At 56.0% G+C, this 19393-nt stretch carries 22 protein-coding genes; 18 read left to right on the top strand and 4 right to left on the bottom strand.

All coding sequences use genetic code 11. The annotated features are described in order from the left end of the window. Window positions 1-32: 32 nt before the first annotated feature. Complete coding sequence (gene bglJ / locus SPG90_RS16545; RefSeq protein WP_126303737.1) at window positions 33-668, bottom strand: DNA-binding transcriptional activator BglJ; 636 nt, start codon at window positions 666-668, stop codon at window positions 33-35. Beyond that, window positions 665-1402, bottom strand: a complete 738-nt coding sequence (locus SPG90_RS16550) for a helix-turn-helix transcriptional regulator (protein WP_126303609.1) — start codon at window positions 1400-1402, stop codon at window positions 665-667. Before SPG90_RS16550 ends, bglJ begins: the two co-directional genes overlap by 4 nt. 409 nt (window positions 1403-1811) lie before the next feature. Between SPG90_RS16550 and SPG90_RS16555 the strand changes: the two genes are divergently transcribed. From SPG90_RS16555 to SPG90_RS16640, 18 genes are all read left to right on the top strand, one after another. Continuing rightward, a complete protein-coding gene (locus SPG90_RS16555) occupies window positions 1812-2588 on the top strand; it encodes a threonine/serine ThrE exporter family protein (RefSeq protein ID WP_023310303.1) in 777 nt (258 codons plus the stop codon). Next, on the top strand, window positions 2579-3052 hold the full coding sequence (locus SPG90_RS16560) for a threonine/serine exporter (RefSeq protein ID WP_023310302.1): 474 nt from the start codon (window positions 2579-2581) through the stop codon (window positions 3050-3052). The genes SPG90_RS16555 and SPG90_RS16560 overlap by 10 nt, the downstream gene beginning before the upstream one ends. Window positions 3053-3119: 67 nt before the next feature. Further along, complete coding sequence (locus SPG90_RS16565; protein ID WP_045400893.1) at window positions 3120-3761, top strand: TetR family transcriptional regulator; 642 nt, start codon at window positions 3120-3122, stop codon at window positions 3759-3761. 41 nt (window positions 3762-3802) lie between these two features. Further along, window positions 3803-4255 (top strand): MarR family winged helix-turn-helix transcriptional regulator, encoded by a 453-nt coding sequence (locus SPG90_RS16570; RefSeq protein ID WP_023310300.1) that lies wholly within the window; start codon window positions 3803-3805, stop codon window positions 4253-4255. 83 nt (window positions 4256-4338) lie between these two features. After that, a complete protein-coding gene (locus SPG90_RS16575) occupies window positions 4339-4767 on the top strand; it encodes an organic hydroperoxide resistance protein (protein WP_023310299.1) in 429 nt (142 codons plus the stop codon). 148 nt (window positions 4768-4915) lie between these two features. Continuing rightward, entirely contained in the window at window positions 4916-5461 is a 546-nt protein-coding gene (gene dnaT, locus SPG90_RS16580; protein ID WP_047173731.1) for a primosomal protein DnaT, read from the top strand. After that, the gene (gene dnaC / locus SPG90_RS16585; protein ID WP_023310297.1) at window positions 5458-6195 is read left to right on the top strand and encodes a DNA replication protein DnaC; all 738 of its coding nucleotides are present in this window, start codon (window positions 5458-5460) and stop codon (window positions 6193-6195) included. Before dnaT ends, dnaC begins: the two co-directional genes overlap by 4 nt. Window positions 6196-6278: 83 nt before the next feature. Further along, window positions 6279-6761 carry a DUF2501 domain-containing protein gene (locus SPG90_RS16590; protein WP_074400235.1) on the top strand — a complete coding sequence of 161 codons (483 nt, stop codon included), beginning with the start codon at window positions 6279-6281 and terminating at the stop codon, window positions 6759-6761. Window positions 6762-7031: 270 nt separating this feature from the next. Beyond that, window positions 7032-9323: a phosphatidylglycerol--membrane-oligosaccharide glycerophosphotransferase gene (gene opgB, locus SPG90_RS16595; protein WP_126303611.1), complete on the top strand. Its 2292-nt coding sequence runs from the start codon at window positions 7032-7034 to the stop codon at window positions 9321-9323. A 180-nt stretch (window positions 9324-9503) separates the two neighbouring features. Beyond that, window positions 9504-10142: an EAL domain-containing protein gene (locus SPG90_RS16600; protein WP_047173293.1), complete on the top strand. Its 639-nt coding sequence runs from the start codon at window positions 9504-9506 to the stop codon at window positions 10140-10142. After that, complete coding sequence (locus tag SPG90_RS16605) at window positions 10139-10681, top strand: helix-turn-helix transcriptional regulator (RefSeq protein WP_047173292.1); 543 nt, start codon at window positions 10139-10141, stop codon at window positions 10679-10681. The genes SPG90_RS16600 and SPG90_RS16605 overlap by 4 nt, the downstream gene beginning before the upstream one ends. A 32-nt stretch (window positions 10682-10713) precedes the next feature. Then, a complete protein-coding gene (locus SPG90_RS16610) occupies window positions 10714-11208 on the top strand; it encodes a spore coat U domain-containing protein (RefSeq protein WP_322408236.1) in 495 nt (164 codons plus the stop codon). Window positions 11209-11210: 2 nt separating this feature from the next. Then, window positions 11211-11987: a molecular chaperone gene (locus tag SPG90_RS16615; RefSeq protein WP_045400881.1), complete on the top strand. Its 777-nt coding sequence runs from the start codon at window positions 11211-11213 to the stop codon at window positions 11985-11987. Further along, window positions 11908-14196 carry a fimbria/pilus outer membrane usher protein gene (locus SPG90_RS16620; RefSeq protein WP_248169303.1) on the top strand — a complete coding sequence of 763 codons (2289 nt, stop codon included), beginning with the start codon at window positions 11908-11910 and terminating at the stop codon, window positions 14194-14196. The genes SPG90_RS16615 and SPG90_RS16620 overlap by 80 nt, the downstream gene beginning before the upstream one ends. After that, window positions 14187-15152 (top strand): spore coat U domain-containing protein, encoded by a 966-nt coding sequence (locus tag SPG90_RS16625; RefSeq protein ID WP_126303615.1) that lies wholly within the window; start codon window positions 14187-14189, stop codon window positions 15150-15152. The genes SPG90_RS16620 and SPG90_RS16625 overlap by 10 nt, the downstream gene beginning before the upstream one ends. Before the next feature lie 126 nt (window positions 15153-15278). After that, window positions 15279-16019 carry a winged helix-turn-helix domain-containing protein gene (locus SPG90_RS16630; RefSeq protein ID WP_322408237.1) on the top strand — a complete coding sequence of 247 codons (741 nt, stop codon included), beginning with the start codon at window positions 15279-15281 and terminating at the stop codon, window positions 16017-16019. Window position 16020: 1 nt separating this feature from the next. Beyond that, a complete protein-coding gene (locus SPG90_RS16635) occupies window positions 16021-16494 on the top strand; it encodes a hypothetical protein (RefSeq protein ID WP_045355049.1) in 474 nt (157 codons plus the stop codon). A 29-nt stretch (window positions 16495-16523) separates the two neighbouring features. After that, entirely contained in the window at window positions 16524-17030 is a 507-nt protein-coding gene (locus tag SPG90_RS16640; RefSeq protein ID WP_045355047.1) for a GNAT family N-acetyltransferase, read from the top strand. A 92-nt stretch (window positions 17031-17122) separates the two neighbouring features. Here SPG90_RS16640 and tsr read toward each other — a convergent pair whose 3' ends face one another. Beyond that, complete coding sequence (gene tsr / locus SPG90_RS16645) at window positions 17123-18787, bottom strand: methyl-accepting chemotaxis protein (protein ID WP_047173300.1); 1665 nt, start codon at window positions 18785-18787, stop codon at window positions 17123-17125. An 83-nt stretch (window positions 18788-18870) separates the two neighbouring features. Then, window positions 18871-19311 (bottom strand): homoprotocatechuate degradation operon regulator HpaR, encoded by a 441-nt coding sequence (hpaR, locus tag SPG90_RS16650; RefSeq protein ID WP_023334396.1) that lies wholly within the window; start codon window positions 19309-19311, stop codon window positions 18871-18873. Window positions 19312-19393 lie beyond the last annotated feature (82 nt).

The raw sequence follows: 19393 nt of genomic DNA on the forward strand, positions 1-19393 counted from the left end.
CGCCAGATCCTTTCTGGCGCGCAACAGGCAGGTTATAAAAAGGTCGGCTTGCTGAGTGCCGAACTTCGCGGTTCTCTTGCAGAAAGGTGGGTGATAATATCCGCCGCATCGAGTAGCCCTACGTCAGAGTTTACCCCCAACTTCACCATCGCATTAAACTTATGCGCCCGGATGGTCTTAATATTGCGTTCAAGCTGTGCCGCGATTTGAGGAATGGAATAGCCGCAAGACATATAACGCAATATTGCCCGTTCCGTTGGGCTTAACATTCTGCTTTGACTCCGGTACCAGTGATTCATCATATTGTCATTGATGCGCAGGGTTTCACTCAGCAATACCATGAGTTCATTCTGCAGGCGCTCAAGCGTCAGCGATTTGCTGACCACACCGTGAAGGCGTGACGGGGAAAGATGACTAATTAATCTTGCTTCCATCTCATCAGCGACCAGGATAATGCGCTGGATATGGCCATGCGTAAACGCAAAATCCCGCAGGTGCGCCAGGCAGCTACGACGCTCTTCTCGCGCATCGGAATATGAATAGATCAGCGAGAAAAAATTGATGTGCTGAAGTGCTTTCTTAAAGCTGTCAAACTCACTAAACAGATGCAGCTGATAATGATTCAGGCCGGGCGTCGCAAAAAGATGCTTTAGCCCAACAGCACTCATCGTGCAATTTTCGACGATGGCGATATGTCTTGTTGAATCGGTTTTTTCCATTCCTCGAACTCTCCATAGGCTGACATCAAACTCAGCTCTCGCATTCCCTGTGTACTGTTTATCCAGGCGTACATATCGGCATTACTGCGTAATGACAGCCGTCGCATCGCACTGTTTTTCTGCGCACTGACGGTTTTATTGCTCTTCTTGAGCAATGTGGCGATTTGGTTAATCCCCCATCCTTTACCTAACAGCCGCAATACTTTGCGTTCGGAGTGCGTGAGCGCGATAACCTGTTCGTCTTCTTCCCCCGTACTTTGAGGTTCCGGGGTTAGCAACGCCTGGCTTACCCGCTCTGCGCGTTCGCTACCTGCCCGAATAGCGTTAACCAGCCCTTCAATGGGTTCAATATCAGAAAGCAACGTACTTTCCGGGCGCACAAGTAACTCAACGGCAATAGGGTTAAGCGGACGCGAAACTAAAAAGATCCAGTGAATGTTCCGGTATTGATTCAATAAACTGAAATACTCTTCGAGCGCGCCCCGAGGATTCCAGTATTCGCCTGAAATATCGGCAATGATGACGTCAGCGCGGCGTAGCTGGAGCAGCGTTAACTCCTGCAATGAGCTGCAATAGGTCAATTCAAAATCGGGGAAATGGCGAGTCATCACGCCCCCTAACCCGTTTTGCATGACCGGTATCCGGCTAATGATAACGCTATGCTTACCGTGCAAAGACAACATAGACCCTCCGTGTCCATTCTTCATTTGATGAGTAACGTTAAAACGCATCAACGTATGAGTATTTTCGTCCCTGAGTGTAAAGCAGGTTAATACAAGCAGAAGATGAGATGTATTCGTAGTTTAAGAAATGCCTAAACAGCAGTAATATCTCACAAAGCGAAATTAATTTTAATTGCAGTGTCATTAAAATAACTACAATATAAAATTAGAATAACTAAATATAAATAACTTATATTTTAATATTAATAATTCACCAAAATGATGAATTAATCCCAACCCCTTCCGCACTTAAGGGCAGCAACTGTTTGCATAAACCTTGATCTGACCCACATCAAGAGGCACTGCACTTTGTGCTAAAAATAATCGCTATGGGCCAACCGGCAACTTTTCACCTTCTTCAGGACAATACATGCAGGCAGATCGGTCAACGCAGCGTGCTATCACGCGGCTATGTATTCAGTGCGGTCTTTTTCTGCTCCAGCACGGCGCGGAAAGCGCGCTTGTTGAGGAGCTTTCCACCCGGCTGGGACTGGCGCTGGGTATGGATAGCGTTGAAAGCGCTATTTCATCCAACGCCATCGTGTTGACCACGATCAAAGACGGACAGTGCCTGACCTCCACCCGCAAAAACCATGACCGCGGCATTAACATGCACGTCGTAACCGAAGTGCAGCACATCGTCATCCTTGCTGAACATAAGCTTCTCGATCTTCGTGAGATTGAAAAACGGTTCAGCCAAATTAAGCCATTACGTTATCCGCGCTGGCTTGTCGTGGTGATGGTAGGGCTGTCTTGCGCCTGCTTTTGTAAGCTCAATAAAGGTGGCTGGGACGGCGCGATCGTCACCTTTTTTGCCAGCAGTATCGCCATGTATGTTCGCCAGCTGCTGACGCACCGGCAGCTGCATCCGCAAATTAACTTCTGCATTACCGCGTTTGTCGCCACCACGGTTTCCGGCCTGCTGCTGCGCCTGCCGCAGTTTGCCACTACCCCGACGATTGCCATGGCCGCCAGCGTGCTTCTGCTTGTTCCGGGCTTTCCGTTGATCAACGCCGTTGCCGACATGTTTAAAGGACACATCAATACCGGTCTGGCACGCTGGGCTATTGCCAGCCTGCTGACGCTGGCGACCTGCATCGGCGTAGTAATGGCCATGACACTCTGGGGGTTACGCGGATGGGCGTGATAGATTTTCTGCTGGCGCTGGCACAGGATATGCTTCTGGCCGCCATTCCTGCCGTCGGCTTTGCGATGGTGTTCAACGTTCCGCAACGCGCTCTGCGGTGGTGTGCGCTGCTGGGCGCGATTGGTCATGGTTCGCGAATGGTGATGATGACCGCGGGTTTTAACATCGAATGGTCAACATTTATGGCCTCCATGCTGGTTGGCAGTATCGGCATCCAGTGGTCGCGCTGGTATCTGGCGCATCCCAAGGTGTTCACCGTCGCCGCCGTGATCCCGATGTTCCCGGGCATATCTGCGTATACGGCGATGATTTCCGCGGTGAAAATCAGCCATTTTGGCTACACTGAGCCGCAGATGATCCTCCTCCTGAGCAACTTTCTTAAGGCCTCGTCCATCGTCGGCGCGCTCTCCATAGGGCTGTCGATCCCCGGACTGTGGCTGTACCGCAAACGCCCACGCGTTTGATATTTGTGTTATTTCGCTGCCATGGAGATAATCCTTCTGGTCCGTTTGGTGAAAATAAGGAAAGGATGTGGCTAACCCTGGCAGCGAACACCCCGAGCACAGCGAAGAATCCAGCCTGAAAGAGAAAATTTTTCAGAGCGCCATCGCGCTTTTTGCCGAGTATGGATTGAACGGTGCCCGCATGGAGCAGATCGCGGAGAAAGCGGGTACCACCAAACGCATGGTGGTTTACCATTTTAAGAATAAAGAGAATCTCTATCTCCTGGTTCTGGAACATGTTTACACCCAGATTCGCGCCAGTGAAAAAGCGCTAAGCCTGGCGGGAATGCCCCCCGTCGAAGCGCTGGTCAATCTGGTTGAAGCCACCTTTGACTATCATGCCGACCACCCGGACTACATCCGGATTATCTGCATGGAAAACATGCAGCGGGGCCGCTTTATGCAGCAGTCGAGCTATCTTCGCCAGGTCAACCGTAGCGCGCTCGACCTGCTGGAGAGCATCCTGCACCGGGGCAAAGAAAAGCAGCTCTTCAGCCAGACGGTTGACGCCCGCGATCTTCACCGCCTGATAAGCAGCTTCAGCTTTCACTACGTAGCCAACAGTTACACCTTTACGCTGCTGTTTGAAGACGGGGCGGACGAACAGGCTCAGCGCCAGCACTACCGCAAAATGGCCGTTCAGGTGGCGCTCCGCTACACCTGCCCATAAAATTGCTTGCAATTAAATCGCACACTACCTATATTCATTTCATGAACGCGAAAACGAACGACGCAACCGCTGCGCTCAAGCTGGATAACCAGCTCTGCTTTGCCCTTTATTCGGCAAATCTGGCGCTTAACAAGCTGTACCGGCAACTACTGGCACCGCTGAACCTGACTTACCCGCAATATCTGGTAATGCTGGTGCTGTGGGAGCAGGATGACGTCACGGTGTCGGACATCGGCGAACGCCTGTTTCTGGACTCTGCGACCCTGACGCCGCTTTTGAAGCGGCTGGAAAGTGCCGGGTTAATCAACCGTCATCGTTCACGCAAAGACGAACGTCAGGTCGCCGTCACCCTGAGTGAAGCGGGACGTGAACTACAGCAGCAGGCATTGGGTATTCCCCATGCGGTGGGTTGCGCGGCGCAGTGTGATACCGACACTTTGCTGGCGCTCAAACAGCAGCTCGAACTTTTGCGACAACAGCTACACCGCGCGTAAAGCTATACTTTATGCGTGATTATCACCCATATATATCGCACGCTATTTAATAGCACACATTAAAGCAAGATGAGGAACCTGCCATGTCTTTAGAAAAAGTTGTTTATACCGCCAAAGCAAAAGCAACCGGTGGCCGTGACGGTCGCGCGACATCTTCCGATGGCGTACTGGACGTAAAACTGGGCGTGCCAAAAGAGATGGGCGGCATGGGCGGAGAAGTAACTAACCCTGAGCAGCTGTTTGCTGCGGGCTACTCTGCCTGCTTCCTGGGCGCGATGAAGTTCGTGGCCGCACGCGACAAATTCACCCTGCCAAAAGATGCCTTTATTGAAGGCGAAGTGGGTATTGGACCGCTGCCAACCGGTTTTGGTATCGAGGCAAAACTGAACATCCACGTTGAGGGTATGGATCCCGCGGAAGCTAAAAAGCTGGTCGATGCGGCGCACATTGTTTGCCCGTACTCTAACGCGACCCGCGGCAACATCGACGTGACCCTGAATATCATCGCGTGATAAATGCCTGATGGTGCTGCGCTTATCAGGTCTATGACTGTAGCCCCGGTAAGCGCAGCGCCACCGGGGAAATCCCCTCCTTCCCTTTCCTCTCTCTGTGCTACCATAAGCCCATATCACGCCCGTAGTAATCAGTAGAGTAAGCGTTATGTCCTCCAGAATTCTGACCACCAGCATTGCTGGCATTGATGCCTTTATGCGCGACCCACGCGGTGTGTTGACCCATGCCGAAGGCGGCACGGTTGCGGTTTTTGCCGACAACGCGCCGGCGTTCTACGCAATCACGCCGGAACGCCTGGCGCAGCTTCTGGAGATTGAAGCGCAACTGTCACGCCCGGCGAGCGATATCACGCTGGATAACCAGTTCTTTGATGAACCGGTTAACGTCCCCGTGACCGTTCCGATGGGGAAATTTGCCCTGTACGCGGGCTGGCAGCCGGATGCGGATTTTCAGCGGCAGGCCGCGCTGTGGGGCATTGCGCTAACCCAGCCGGCCACCGCGGAAGAGCTCGCCGCGTTTACCGCCTGGTGGCAGGCGGAAGGGAAAGTCTTCACCCATATTCAATGGCAGCAAAAGCTCGCGCGTCATCTTCAAATTACCCGCGCCGGCAACAACGGCCAGCCCAAACGCGATATCAACGCGTTTTCCGAACCGGATAAACAGATCCCCAACGGATTCCGAGGTGCGAAATGAAGAACGTCGGCGACCTGATGAAACGTCTGCAAAAAATGATGCCTGCCAACGTGAAGCCCGCGTTTACCACGGGTGAAGAGCTTCTGGCGTGGCAAAAAGAGCAAGGTGAGATCCGCGCCGCCGCGCTCGCCAGGGAGAACCGGGCGATGAAAATGCAGCGCACCTTTAACCGTTCCGGTATCCGTCCCCTGCACCAGAACTGCTCGTTCGATAACTATAAAATCGAGACCAGCGGGCAGATGAACGCCCTTGCCGCCGCCCGTCAGTACGTGGATGAATTCGACGGCAATATCGCCAGCTTCATCTTTAGCGGCAAGCCGGGCACCGGAAAAAACCACCTTGCAGCCGCTATCTGCAACGAGCTGCTTCTGCGGGGTAAATCGGTTCTTATCATCACCGTGGCCGATATCATGTCCGCGATGAAAGATACCTTCAGCAACCGCGAAACCAGCGAAGAGCAATTGCTCAACGATCTGAGCAATGTTGATTTACTGGTCATCGACGAGATTGGCGTTCAGACAGAATCCCGCTATGAAAAAGTGATCATCAACCAGATTGTCGACCGCCGCTCCTCGTCCAAGCGCCCCACCGGCATGCTGACGAACCACAATATCGACGAGATGACCCGCTTACTGGGTGAACGCGTCATGGACCGCATGAAGCTGGGTAATAGTCTTTATGTCATCTTCGACTGGGAAAGTTACCGCAGCCGCGTTACCGGCAAAGAGTATTAAGACAGTTCCAGGAATCGCCGCCAGGGCATAGGTATATACTGGAACCCCTTCGGCCCAAAACGGACCTTTTTGAGAGAGCCATGATGAAAAAACAGATTCTAATCAGCACCTTTTTAGGCGCTCTGCTGATGACCGGCGCAGCGGAAGCGGCGTCCTGGCAGGAGTCCCTGTCAAGCGCGGCAAATGAGCTGACCAAAGAGAGCAGCAGCTCTCAGGGTGGACTCTCCGCCTCTTCCCTCACCAGCCTGCTGGGCAGCAGCTCTCAGAGCCTCAGCGCGGGCACGATGAACAACGCGGCGGGGATTCTGGAATATTGCGCAAAGCAAAAGCTGGCCTCCGTAACCGACGCGCAAAACGTGAAAAATCAGGTGCTGGGTAAACTGGGTCTGGATACCCAGGAGCAGAAAGCGGACACCAACTATATGGACGGCATTCAGGGCCTGCTTAACGCGCAAAACGGGCAGCAGCTAAACCTGAGCACCCTCGGCAACTCTTCTCTGGCAAAACAGGTGAAAACCAAAGCCTGCGATCTGGTGCTGAAACAAGGCCTTAATTTCATCTCCTGATCCATCCCTTTTTCTGCCAAAACACGCCGCGTTTAATGCGATAGTCTTGCAACGCGGCGCTAAACGAGCGTTTTTCCTGGTTGCCACCGTCTCAGCGTCCGGTTGTCAGGATGCGACCTTCTTCATAAAAACGATTTTCTAAACCAAATCCTAACAACAGCACACTTTCGTGACACTAAAATTGCAGCTTAACGACATCGCAATTACATTGTATGACCCAAAAAATAAACAGTTAGCCAGCGAAGCACCTGGCGTCATGAGGATATGCTGTTGTCAGAATTCATGTCTCTTATCCTTTTTCTGGCTTCTGTCGGCGTTTACGCCTGGAAAGCCGGCCGTCACACCTGGTGGTTTATCGCCACGCTGGTAGTACTCGGCATTTTTATTATTTTAAACATTACCTTATACGCCAGCGACTATTTTACCGGTGACGGTATTAACGATGCGGTGCTCTACACGCTGACGAACAGCCTGACGGGCGCGGGCGTGGGCAAATACATTCTTCCGGGGCTAGGCCTTATCGCCGCGCTGGTGACGATTTTTGGCGCGCTGGCCTGGGTGCTGCGCCGACGTCGCCATCACCCGCACCATCATGGCTATAGCCTGCTGGCGTTGTTCCTGGCGCTGGCCTCCGTCGACGCCAGCCCGGCGTTCCATCAGATCACCGAGCTGGTGAAATCCCAGTCTCGCGACGGCGATCCGGATTTCGCGGCTTACTACAAAGAACCGTCCAAAACGATCGCCAGCCCGAAGCTCAATCTGGTCTACATCTACGGTGAAAGCCTGGAGCGCACGTACTTTGATAACGATGCCTTCCCCAACCTGACGCCGGACCTGGGCGCGCTGAAAAATGAAGGTCTCGATTTCAGCCACACCATGCAGCTGCCCGGCACGGATTATACGATTGCCGGTATGGTTGCCTCCCAGTGCGGTATCCCGCTGTTCGCGCCTTTTGAAGGTAACGCCTCAGCCTCAATGTCGACGTTCTTCCCACAGAATATTTGCCTCGGCGATATCCTGAAAAACTCCGGCTACGAAAACTATTTTGTGCAGGGGGCAAACCTGCGCTTTGCCGGAAAAGACGTGTTCCTGAAATCCCACGGTTTTGACCACCTGTATGGCTCAGAAGAGTTAAAAACGACGGTTGCCGATCCGAGCTACCGCAACGACTGGGGCTTCTATGACGATACGGTACTCGACGAAACCTGGAAGAAATTCGAGGAGCTTTCCCGCGCGGGCAAGCGTTTCTCCCTCTTTGCGCTGACGGTGGATACCCACCATCCGGACGGGTTCGTCTCGCGCAGCTGCAAACGCAAAAGCTACGACGTGGACGGCAAAAACAACAAGTCCTTCAGCGCCGTCACCTGCAGTCAGGAGCACATTGCCGCGCTGGTCGAGAAAATCAAAGCCTCGCCCTGGTTTAAAAACACTGTCATCGTCGTTTCGTCTGACCATCTGGCGATGAAAAACAGCGCCTGGGATCGGCTCAACAAGCAGGACCGCAGCAACCTGTTCTTTGTCCTGCGCGGCGACCAGCCGCAGCAGGAGGTAATTGCCACCAAACGCAACTCCATGGATAACGGCGCAACCGTGCTGGACATTCTGGGCGGCGACAACTTTATTGGCCTGGGCCGCAGCACGCTGTCGGGACAATCCCTGTCGGAAGTGTTCCTCAACATGAAGGATAAAATCCTCGCCTGGAAGCCAGACATTATCCGCCTGTGGAACTTCCCGAAAGAGATGAAAGACTTCACCGTCGATCGGGATAAAAACACGATTGCCTTCTCGGGCAGCAGCTTCCGTCTGCCGCTGCTGGTGCGCGTGTCGGAGGGTCGCGTCGAGCCGCTGCCGGAAAGCGAGTACTCCGCGCCGCTGCGCTATCAGCTGGCCGATTTTGCGCCACGCGATAATTTTGTCTGGGTCGACAGGTGTTACAAAATGGGCCAGCTCTGGTCGCAGCCGCTGGCGCTTTCTACCGACTGGTGCGTCTCTCAGGGTCAGCTCGGCGGGGAGCAAACCGTGCAGCACGTGGATAAAGCCCAGTGGAAAGGCAAAACCGCGTTCAACGATACGGTGATTGATACCGCGCGCTATCAGCACAACATCGACATGCTTAAAGTCAGCGATAACGATATTCGCTACAAAGCGGACAGCTTTATCTTTAACGTGGCCGGCGCGCCCGAGGAAGTGAAGCAGTTTAGCGGCATCTCGCGTCCGGAGTCGTGGGGGCGCTGGTCCAACGCGCAGCTGGGCAACGAGGTGAAAATTGAGTACGCCCATCCCCTGCCGGAACAGTTCGACCTGGTGATCACCGCCAGAGCGTATGGCCCTAACGCTAACAAGCCCGTACCCGTGCGCGTGGGCGATCGGGAGCAGACGCTGACGCTCGGGAACGACGTGAGCACGCAGACGCTGCATTTTGAGAATCCTTCGCGCAGCAATACCCTGGTGATCGTGCCGCCGGACCCGCAGTCCACGAACGAGGGGAATATCCTTGGGCACTCACCGCGCGAGCTCGGGATCGGCATGGTTGAAATCAAAATCGTCAGCAAAGCGGGTTAACACGCGTCGCGCCCGGCGTGCTGCCGGGCGCTTATGAAAATAAATAATCCTATATCAGGCTTATAAATTAGATAAAAACACTTTATATAAGCCATTTTTATCTATAAATATCCCGCAAAAATACAAATCAATAAAATGTGCGACTCCTGAAATCACAACGGAGCGTTACGCACTTTTATCATGCTAACCGGCTATAAGTTCGAATCCATCCGGGCACTGCGCAGTGAAAATGTGATTGCCTGGGAGGTATTGTCTACGGCAAAGCCCCACGTCAATCTTGAAGATTACTTTAGCTCGATGCCCGCGACGCAGCGTAAAGCGCACTTCTTTGCGCAGCTTCGTCATGCCATGTTTTGCAAGGATGGCGACAAGTATTATCTCAATGCGACATCGGATTTACTGCTGGAAACGGACTTCCTCGACAGGCTAAAAGAAGAGACACCCTGCCCGGAGAGACTTGCTATCGAGGTCACCGATCTCCATACGATGGTCCAGCTTGAGGATACGCAAAGCCAGGTGCTGCGGAAATGCATCGCGACGCTCCATCAGTGGGGGATAGAAGTGTGGGCAGACGATGTCTGCGAAGACCTTCTTCCCGATCTTCTGACCAGCCAGATCCGCTTCTGCGGCATCAAAATTGACAAACATACCTTCTGGAACGGGCGGATCGAGCAGGCAAAGTTTCTGCATCTCACCCGCCAGTGCAAGCGCGTCGCCAGCAAGGTGCTGATCGAAGGCATCGAAACCGCGGGTGATTTCGCGCTGGCCCGCGCCAGCGCGGCCGATTACGGCCAGGGCTATCTGTGGGGTAGAAAATGACCCCTTTCATTCCGAATGCTGGTTATCAGGTTATCGTTCTGAGCGGGAATACGTTTTTATGGCTTGGCCTCACTTCGATGATCTCGACGGCCGTTACCCCTCGCCCGGAGATGTATTGGATCCATGACGTTAATCCTGAAGGGCTTTTGCACCTGCAGGAACGGCTGCTTAATACACACGCTGGAGAGAACTGGCTGGTATTTACGGATGCCGCGCGGGTCTGCGACGTTCACGCCTGCCTGCGCAACGAGCGGGTCCGAGTGGTCGCGGACAACCTCTCGTTTGCGCAGCTAAGCCACTGTTTTAGCGACACGACATTCGCCATCGAAAACGCCGCCACGCTCTCGCATCAGGAGAGGCGGGTTTGCATGTTGCTCCATAAAGGATTCAGTCCGGTTCGCATCGCAAAAATCATGAATAAGTCCCCTAAAACGATCTACACCCACAAGCGTAACGCGATGAACAAATTTTGTTGTCACAGCCTGGCGGAATTCCATCGAAAACTCTGCCTGCTGGACGCTCAGTCATTCGCTTTGTAATTGCACTGTTACTCACGTCAGGAAATAAGATCATGAAAATTATTCCCACCCTTGTAAGTTGTTCCGCTCTCCTGCTTCCTGCTGCTGCGATCGCCGCAGACAGTACCGCAAGCGCGACGATGCACGTATCACTTGAGGTCGTGAAGTCGTGCACCCTTAAAGCCAACGACCTCAACTTCTCGCGTCACGGCTCCGATGAGTCGAGCGAAATCCAGGCCAAAACGCAGGTCGATATCGTCTGTACCAACGGCACGCCTTTCACCCTTACAGCCACCAGCAACGACGGCGAAAACGGTACCTTCTGGCTGAAGCCGGAAAACGGCGAAACGGGCGCGCAGAAGATTGCGTGGAAACTCTTTGCCGACGAAGGCAAACAGACGCAAATCACCGGCACGAATGGCCTGGACGATACCGGCAACGGTGCGGAACAGGAGGAAACGCTGTATGGCGTCATTGACGCCGGGGCGCTGACAACCGCCCAGGCAGGTACCTACAGCGACGATATCACGTTAAAACTGGAGTACTGATCGTGCGTCGCTACCTTCCCTGCTTCATTCTGTGGCTCATGATGCTGGCGCTGCTGTCGCGCTACGCGCTGGCCGCCACGCTTCAGGTGGCCCCGGTAACGCTCGACCTGCAGAGCAATCAGCGGGCAGCGGCGGTCTATCTCACTAACAGTGGGAAAGCGGCCATCCATGCGCAGATTCGGGTGTACGAATGGACGCAAAAAAACGGTAAAGATGTTCTGGTGGCCACCGAGGAGGTGGTCAGCAGCCCGGCGATGACATCACTGGCGCCGGGCCAGCAGCAGCTGGTGCGCATTATCGTCATGCAGCCTGGCGTCCGTGCACAGGAGCAAAGTTACCGGCTGGTCATTGACGAGCTGCCGGACGCCACGTCCCGTGCCGCCAATCCCAACGCGGTGCACTTCCTGCTGCGCTACTCGATTCCGGTGTTTATTGCCGGGAACCAGGACGCGCCAGCCAGCCACGATGCACTGAGCTGTGAGCAGGCAGAAATGCCGGCCACCCTCCGCTGCTTTAACGCCGGAAACCGCCACATCCGCCTGAGCCACCTTGAGGCCCTGACGGCCGATGGGCAGGTTGTAGGGTCGATTAAAGGCCTGGCGGGCTATGTGCTCCCGGGACAAACCGCCCTTTTACCGCTTAAGCAGGCTTCACGACACGCGCTCAGCACGCTACGCGTCTATCTCAATGATGACCACCATGCCAGCCAGATACCCTTGCGCCCGCTCGCTTCTCGCGCTCCTGTTTTGGGTACCGCTCATGCTGTCAGCCCGGACTGAACCCGCCAACACCGTGCAATGGCTGGCGATTACCGTGAACCACGCTCCGCGAGGAGAGCTTTGGGCCTGCCGGGTGGTGGATAATGCGCTATGGATAAGCCGCAGCGACATGAAAAAGCTGGGGCTTCACGCCCCGGACGATGGCGCCGGGTGGGTTGAACTGACGTCCCTGCCGGGCCTGAAGGTCAATGTCGACGTGCTGTCCCAGCAGGTGTCGATTACCGCAGAGGCAGAGGCGTTCGAGGGCCAGCAGCATCTGACCGTCACAAAGCCCACGCCGCTGTTTCGCTATCCTGATGCGCAGCCCGTCAACGCTTACACGCTCGGATACGCGCTCTACGCCAGCGACGCGCAGGGGAAACGCCAGCTTAATGCCCAGACCATACTGACCGCGTCCGTAGGGTTACCCGGAACGTTCAGCAGCAGTTTTTCAAGCCATGCCGGGGAGGAAAACAGCGCCGGTCGGCCTACCCACACCCGTCTCGAAACCCGCTGGCAGTGGGATAATACCGACTCGCTGACCACGCTGGCGCTGGGCGACAGCATCACCACCGGCACCCGCTGGAGCCGGCAGGTACGCTTTGGCGGTCTGCACTGGGCACGTAATTTTGAGCTCAATCCCCAGCTCAATACCGAACCGCGCAGCCGCTACAGCGACACGGCCGTGCTGCCTTCCACGGTCGATCTGTATATCGACGGCCTTAAGCAGAGCAGCCAGCGCGTCACGCCGGGAGACTTTCTGCTGGATACCCTGCCCTCCTTCACCGGCAGCGGGCAGGCGGAGGTGGTCATTACCGATATCAACGGCCAGCGTCGCGCCGTACAGCTCGATCTCTACGGCGCGCCGGGCATGCTGGCGGAAGGGCTCAGCAGCGGCTCGCTGGACATCGGCTGGATGCGGGAAAACTACGCCCTGTATTCCGACGACTATGCCGCCTCGCCTCTGCTGGACGCGGGCTGGCGCTATGGGGTTAATAATCACCTGACGCTGGCACTGCATACGGAGCAGCAGCGCAGGCTGCGCAACGTGGGTATGGGCACTGACTGGCTGGTCTCTCCCGCCGTAGGGGTGGTCAGCCAGCACGTTGCCGTGAGCGACAGCCCTTACGGCCAGGGCGTTCAGTGGGGCCTCGGCTGGCAGTGGAACGGCAGAGGAACGGGCATTTCAGCCAGCACCGTCCGTACCGGGGCGGATTTCGCCGACAACGCCCGCATGAGCGGTGCCGCGCCCGTCAGACGCAGCGACAGCGTTTGGGTAAGCCACTCCGTCCCCCACTTCGGCGCCGTGGGCGCGGGCTGGGTACAGCAAAACATGCAGGGCAGCACACAGCGCTACCTCAACGCCTCCTGGTCGCTGTCGCTGCCGGCACACATCTCCACCACGCTGAGCTATACCCGCTCGTTTACGGATTCATCGAGTCACGTTCAGCTGCTGTTTTCCGTCCCATTGGGTCGCGAGGACACGCTCTCCGTCCAGGCCAGCCGGGATAAACCGCGCATGGATTACCGCCACCAGCCGGACGATGAGGCCGGCGGCTGGTCATGGGAGCTGGGCCAGGGCTTTGGCGAACGACGTGAAAGATATGCGGACGTAGGCTATCTGGGCCGGGCGGGCGAATGGCACGTTGGGCTGCAGCAAAGTGCTCACCAGGGCAACCAGTACGCCTCAGCCGAAGGTAGCCTGACGCTGCTGGACGGCAGCCTGCACGCGCTGCGCTACATCCAGCAGGGCATGGCGCTGGTGTCCACGCACGGCATTGGGCACGTACCGGTGATGCTGGAAAACCGCCCGGCCGGTGAAACGGATAAGAACGGTTATCTCCTGCTGACCGACCTGCCGCGTTACCACAATAGCAAAGTCAGCATTAACCCGCTCGATTTGCCTGCCGACGTGATCGCACCCGTCACCGACATGCATGCCAGACCGGGCAACAGCAGCGCGGTAAAAGTCGATTTTAACGTCCATCACGCCGTCACGGTTCAGGCCCGGCTGGTCGACAGCCGCCGCAGGCCGCTCCCGCTGGGCAGCGTAGTTTCTACGCCGCAGGGCGCCACGATCGTGGGACGCGACGGCTTTATCTGGCTTGAAGATCCGCCCCTGCCGGGTGAACTGGTGGTGAAGACCGGTGAGGGAGAGTGCCGGGTCACGCTTCCGGCGCCGCGTACCGCGTCATCAATACAGAATATCGGAGAACAACTGTGTCATTAAGAGCGCCATTATTATTGCTGCTCGTCCTGTCCGTGAAGGCGATGGCGGCAGCCTGCTGGATAACCTCCACGCCCGCCATTAACTTTGGCAACGTCGTGGCGGGCAACACAACCTCCGTCAACACCGAGGTCAAATTTAGCTGCCAGGCCGACCAGGTCGACAACGAGGGCAGGATGGAATATATCAACGTCTGCCTGAGCAGCGTTGATGCACCGCCCTTTGAGATGATCTCGCAGGGGGATCAGGAGGGGAAACAGTACACCCTCCTCTTTCGCCTGCTTAACGGCGCAGCGCGCTCTCAGGAGCTGGCGCCTGCCAGCAACGGGAACCTGATCCAGCAGACCCTTGCCGCGAAAAGCAATGCCAACGTCAGCGGTATCTTTCCGCTTATCGCTACCATTCCGGCAGGGCAAAGCCAGCTCCCGGCATACCACTATTACAACTACAACATGAATCTGCGCATCGCCTGGCACAGCGCGGTGCGTCAGGATGCGCTGCAAAACTGCTCGGACGGTTCTGCTGAGGGAGAGCAGGTGCAGGGCGGCACCAGCGCGCAGGCCGAAATCAGCCAGGGATGCTACATCGAGCGCGTGACGCCGCTTAACTTCGGCACCCTGACCAGCACCGCTACCCTGCGCCCGACGCGATCCAGCGCCACCGTCACCACGCGCTGTCCGGCCGGAATCGCGTTCACCCTTGCCATGGACAAAGGTAACCATGCCAGCGGTAATCAGCGACAGCTCTGCAACAGCGAGGGCCAGTGCCTGCGCTACGGGCTCTGGCAGGATGAGGCGGCCACGCAACGCTGGGGGGATCAAAGCAGCGGTGATGCGCTGCAGGTCACCAACCCTGCAGGCGGCACCCAGAACTACACTATTTACGGCGAAGTCCCGGCACAGCCGCTAACCGGTACCGGGGAATTTATTGATGACGTGATTATCACGCTGACTTATTAAACCACCCAAAATCCTGTCTGGATCAATGTTATCGGTAACAGTGGCGTTAAAATAGCCAGCAGTGCTGCCCGGAAGGCGTAAGCCTTCTCTTTTTATTCGTTATCTCTGTTTTTATTACAAGAACTTATGAAATACCTGCTTGCTGACGCCATCGTCTATAACGACGAGGACGGTTTTGTTTCTCTTATCAATGCGCCGGATGAAGATGCGCAGCTCCTCACCTGTACGGCGAATACCATCCTGAGGCTGCTGGTTCAGCATCATGGGAACGTGGTCGAACGGGAAACCTTTCTTCAGGAAGTCTGGGATCGGCGAGGGCTCCAGGGGTCTAACAACTCCTTAAACCAGTACATCAGCATTCTGCGCAAAATGCTGGCGACTCTGCTTCCCGACGAGCTCTTTATCGTTACCGTACCGAAAACAGGCTTTATGCTCAGCGCAGACGTCACGGTCACCCCGCTTGAGGAGGCCCCGCCGACCGCGGAAACGGCGAAACCGGCAAGGCGCGTTCGCCCGGAATGGCTGTTCTGCGGCGCGCTCACGCTGGTAGTCGTTGCGCTATGCCTCTGGATCGCGCTCATCAAGCCAGAAAACTCGCAGCGGGCGATCCATCTGCTCACGCATATAGGCACCTGTCCGGTCTACACCTTTACGCCGCTGGCGGACGTTTTTCACGGGAAGGCGATTACGCTCGCGCAAACGCTTCAAAAGGACGGCCATCTTCCGTGCCTGAAAAATTCGATTTTCTACATGCACATTCAGAGAACGCTTTTCTACGGCCACGAAGGGCGGCTGGTGCTCTCCCAGTGTTCCCTCACGCGGGGTAAAGCCAGCGCCTGTCGTACGCTTTACTATTACGAGTGGTGATATGAGACACAAAAAAGTTTGGCTAATCCTGATCCTGAACCTGCTGCTGCTGGGCGCCGCGCTGGCCTGGTACTTCCACACGCCCCCGCTCTCGGTAGCCTGCGATGGAAACCTGACCTTCTCCGACAGGCGCGACAGCCACGATTTCACCTTTGACGGTGAGATCATTATGCGTTTTCATCCCGACAAAACGGGATACATCACGCTAAACGGCAGCGTGGTGAATGCCCCGCGCAGCTGGGAGGTTTCCCGCCAGGAGATGTTTAAATGGCGTCACGTGGAGGGCGAACTGTATGAGATCGCTATTCAAAAAGTGGAGCGTTTTAGCCACGATGCCATGCCGCCCGGGGTCTTTGAAAAGTACGTCGCGGGCCTGACGCTGGGCAATAAAAGGCTCCTGACGATAGAGCGCACGCCGGAAGACGCGCTGGTGATCAGCAATTTTTACTCGCCGGTGCTGATCTGCTCGGAATAATGTCGACGGGTCAGGCTATACTTCCCGCCATGAATATTCGCATTCGCCCCACTACCCCTCACGACATTATCGCCCTGCCCGCCATTGAACGCGCGGCGGGCGAGCGCTTTCGTGAAAGCCCGGATCTCGCCTGGCTTGCCGACGGCGAGGTCATTTCCGCTGCGCAGCACCTTGAGTATGTCGAACGTGGGCTAAGCTGGCTGGCGCTGGCGAACGACCAGCCCGTCGGGTTTATCCTTGCCGAGGCCCATCCTTCATCACTGTTTATTGTCGAACTCTCGGTTGATCTGGACTGGCAGGGAAAAGGGATCGGCAGGCAGCTCATCGCCTGCGTGGCAGACCATGCGCGTAAAAGAGGGCTGACAGCGCTGACGTTGACGACGTTCAGGGACGTACCGTGGAATGCGCCGTTCTATGCGCGGCTGGGGTTTGAAAAAATGACGACGCTGACGCCTGAACTGCGTCAGAAAAGGGAAGAAGAGGCAGCGCACGGTTTCGCCTTTGAAACGCGCTGCGCCATGCGCCTGCCTCTGTAATATCGCCCGGTGGCGCTTCGCTTACCGGGCCTACAAAACCCTGAACCGTAGGCCGGGTAAGGCGCAGCCGCCACCCGGCACAACGCACCGGGTTAGAACGTTTCCCAGTTATCGCCTGAATCGGCCGTCGCGGTTTTACGCGCCATCACCGGCGTGGAAACCGCTTTAGTCGCAGCGAACTCGCGCGCTTTCATCTGCTCCTGCTGAATTCGGAACACCGCCACGGCCTGAGTCAGACGGCTCGCCTGCTCTTCAAGAGCGGCCGCCGCTGCGGCAGATTCCTCAACCAGCGAGGCGTTCTGCTGGGTCACGCGATCCATCTCAGCTACCGCCAGACCCACCTGGTCGATACCGCGGCTCTGCTCGTCAGACGCAGAGGCGATTTCACCCATGATGTCCGTTACGCGGGTCACCGCGTTCACGATCTCACCCATGGTTTCACCGGCGCTTTCTACCAGCGTTGAGCCCACTTCCACGCGGCCCACGGAGTCTTCAATCAGGCTCTTGATCTCGCGCGCCGCCTGGGCGCTGCGCTGGGCCAGGTTACGTACTTCACCTGCCACCACCGCAAAACCACGACCCTGCTCGCCCGCACGCGCCGCTTCTACCGCCGCGTTCAGTGCCAGAATGTTGGTCTGGAAGGCGATGCCGTCGATCACGCTGATAATGTCGGCAATTTTCTGCGAACTGCCCGCGATATCACGCATGGTCTGCACCACGTTATCCACCACTTTGCCGCCTTTCTGCGCGGTTTCAGAGGCACTCAGCGCAAGATGGCTCGCCTGACGGGCGTTTTCGGCGTTCTGCTTAACGGTCGCCGTCAGCTGCTCCATGCTGGCAGCGGTCTCTTCCAGGGAAGCGGCCTGCTGTTCAGTACGGGAAGAGAGGTCGTTATTGCCCATCGCAATTTCGCTCGCGCCGCTGTAGATCGCGTTCGCGCCGTTACGCACGTCGCCGACGGTACGCACCAGCTCACCCTGCATATGGCGCAGCGAATCGGCCAGTTCACCCATCTCGTTGGTGCCCTGAACCTCAATGCGCTTCACCAGGTCGCCGCTGGCGATATGGCGAATGTTGTCGATCAGACGATTCAGCGGAGAGATCAGCGTCTGCTTGATGTTGAGCCAGACGGCCACGATCACCACCAGCACGGCAATCAGGACGCCGATCAGCACCCAGATAGCCTGGTTGAAGGAGCTGTTGCTGTCTTCGACCGCCGTCTGATACAGCTTGTCGTTCTGCTGCAGGTAGCTCACATACTGTTTCTCAAAACCGTCCTGATAACTCTGGGTCGGCTGGTCGAAGAAGGCGTTGATTTTGCCCGCGCCCAGAAGCTGGATCAGCTCCGCCAGCGCGCCGTGGTAAATATCATAGTTACGCTTGATCTCCATGGCATCCGCATCGCTTTGACGCGGATCGCGCGGCAGGGCTTCGTAGGCAGCCCAGTTTTTTTCCGCCTGTTTCAGAGACGCAGAGGCGATTTGCATCAAATCGTTCACGGTCGCGCCGCTGCCGATATTGCTCTGATCCATCATGTAGCGGATGCCCGCACGGTTCAGGGTATTACGGGTTTGCAGCAACGCTACCCAGCTGGCGTTCAGCGTGGACTGTTGCTGGCGAATGGTTTGCAGGACGGTGAAATTCTCTTTGTCATTCTTCAGAGCATTAAAGAAAAGACCACCGGACGTGAGTTGTAAAAGGCCAAATATCGCTAAAACCAGCATTAAGCTGGTGACAATCTTGATACGGTTTAACATGTTTTCTCTTTCCTCAGACAGATACAGAATTTTCGGCCTGGAAAGGGAAAACTTTACGAAAATCATCCTGGAATTTGTGGTTTTTACTCTTCTTCCCGCGCTGCGTTATGCCGGTTTCCGAGTTCAATAAACTCTTCCAGCAGCGCCGTCAGCTGTTTCATCTTCTCCGGCGTGTATTCCGCCTCGATCTGCTGATACGCCTCTTCGACCTGCGCCTGGGCGTGTTCATACAGCGCATTGCCCTCTTTGGTTAGCGACACATACAGCTTGCGCTGGTCGTTCACCGGCTTTAAGCGCAGCACCAGGCCGTCGCGCTCCATCCGCGTCAAAATGCCCGTCAGGCTCGGGCGCAGGATGCAGGTGCGAAACGCCAGATCGTGAAAATCCATCGACGGATGTTCAGCCAGCACGCGCACAATGCGCCACTGCTGCTCGGTCAGGTTATGGCGCTTCACGATCGGGCGGAAGTACGACATCGCCGCTTCCCGCGCCTGCAGCAGCGCGATGGTTAATGAATCATGCATAGCCTTTCCCCTTAACATCATTAACAAGTAAACAATCACTAAAAGATGTTTTTATAAACAACATGTTTTCCGTCAAAAAGTC

It is taken from the genome of Enterobacter sp. D2 (assembly GCF_034427575.1).
In the GTDB taxonomy this organism is placed as follows: Bacteria; Pseudomonadota; Gammaproteobacteria; order Enterobacterales; family Enterobacteriaceae; genus Enterobacter; species Enterobacter cloacae_M.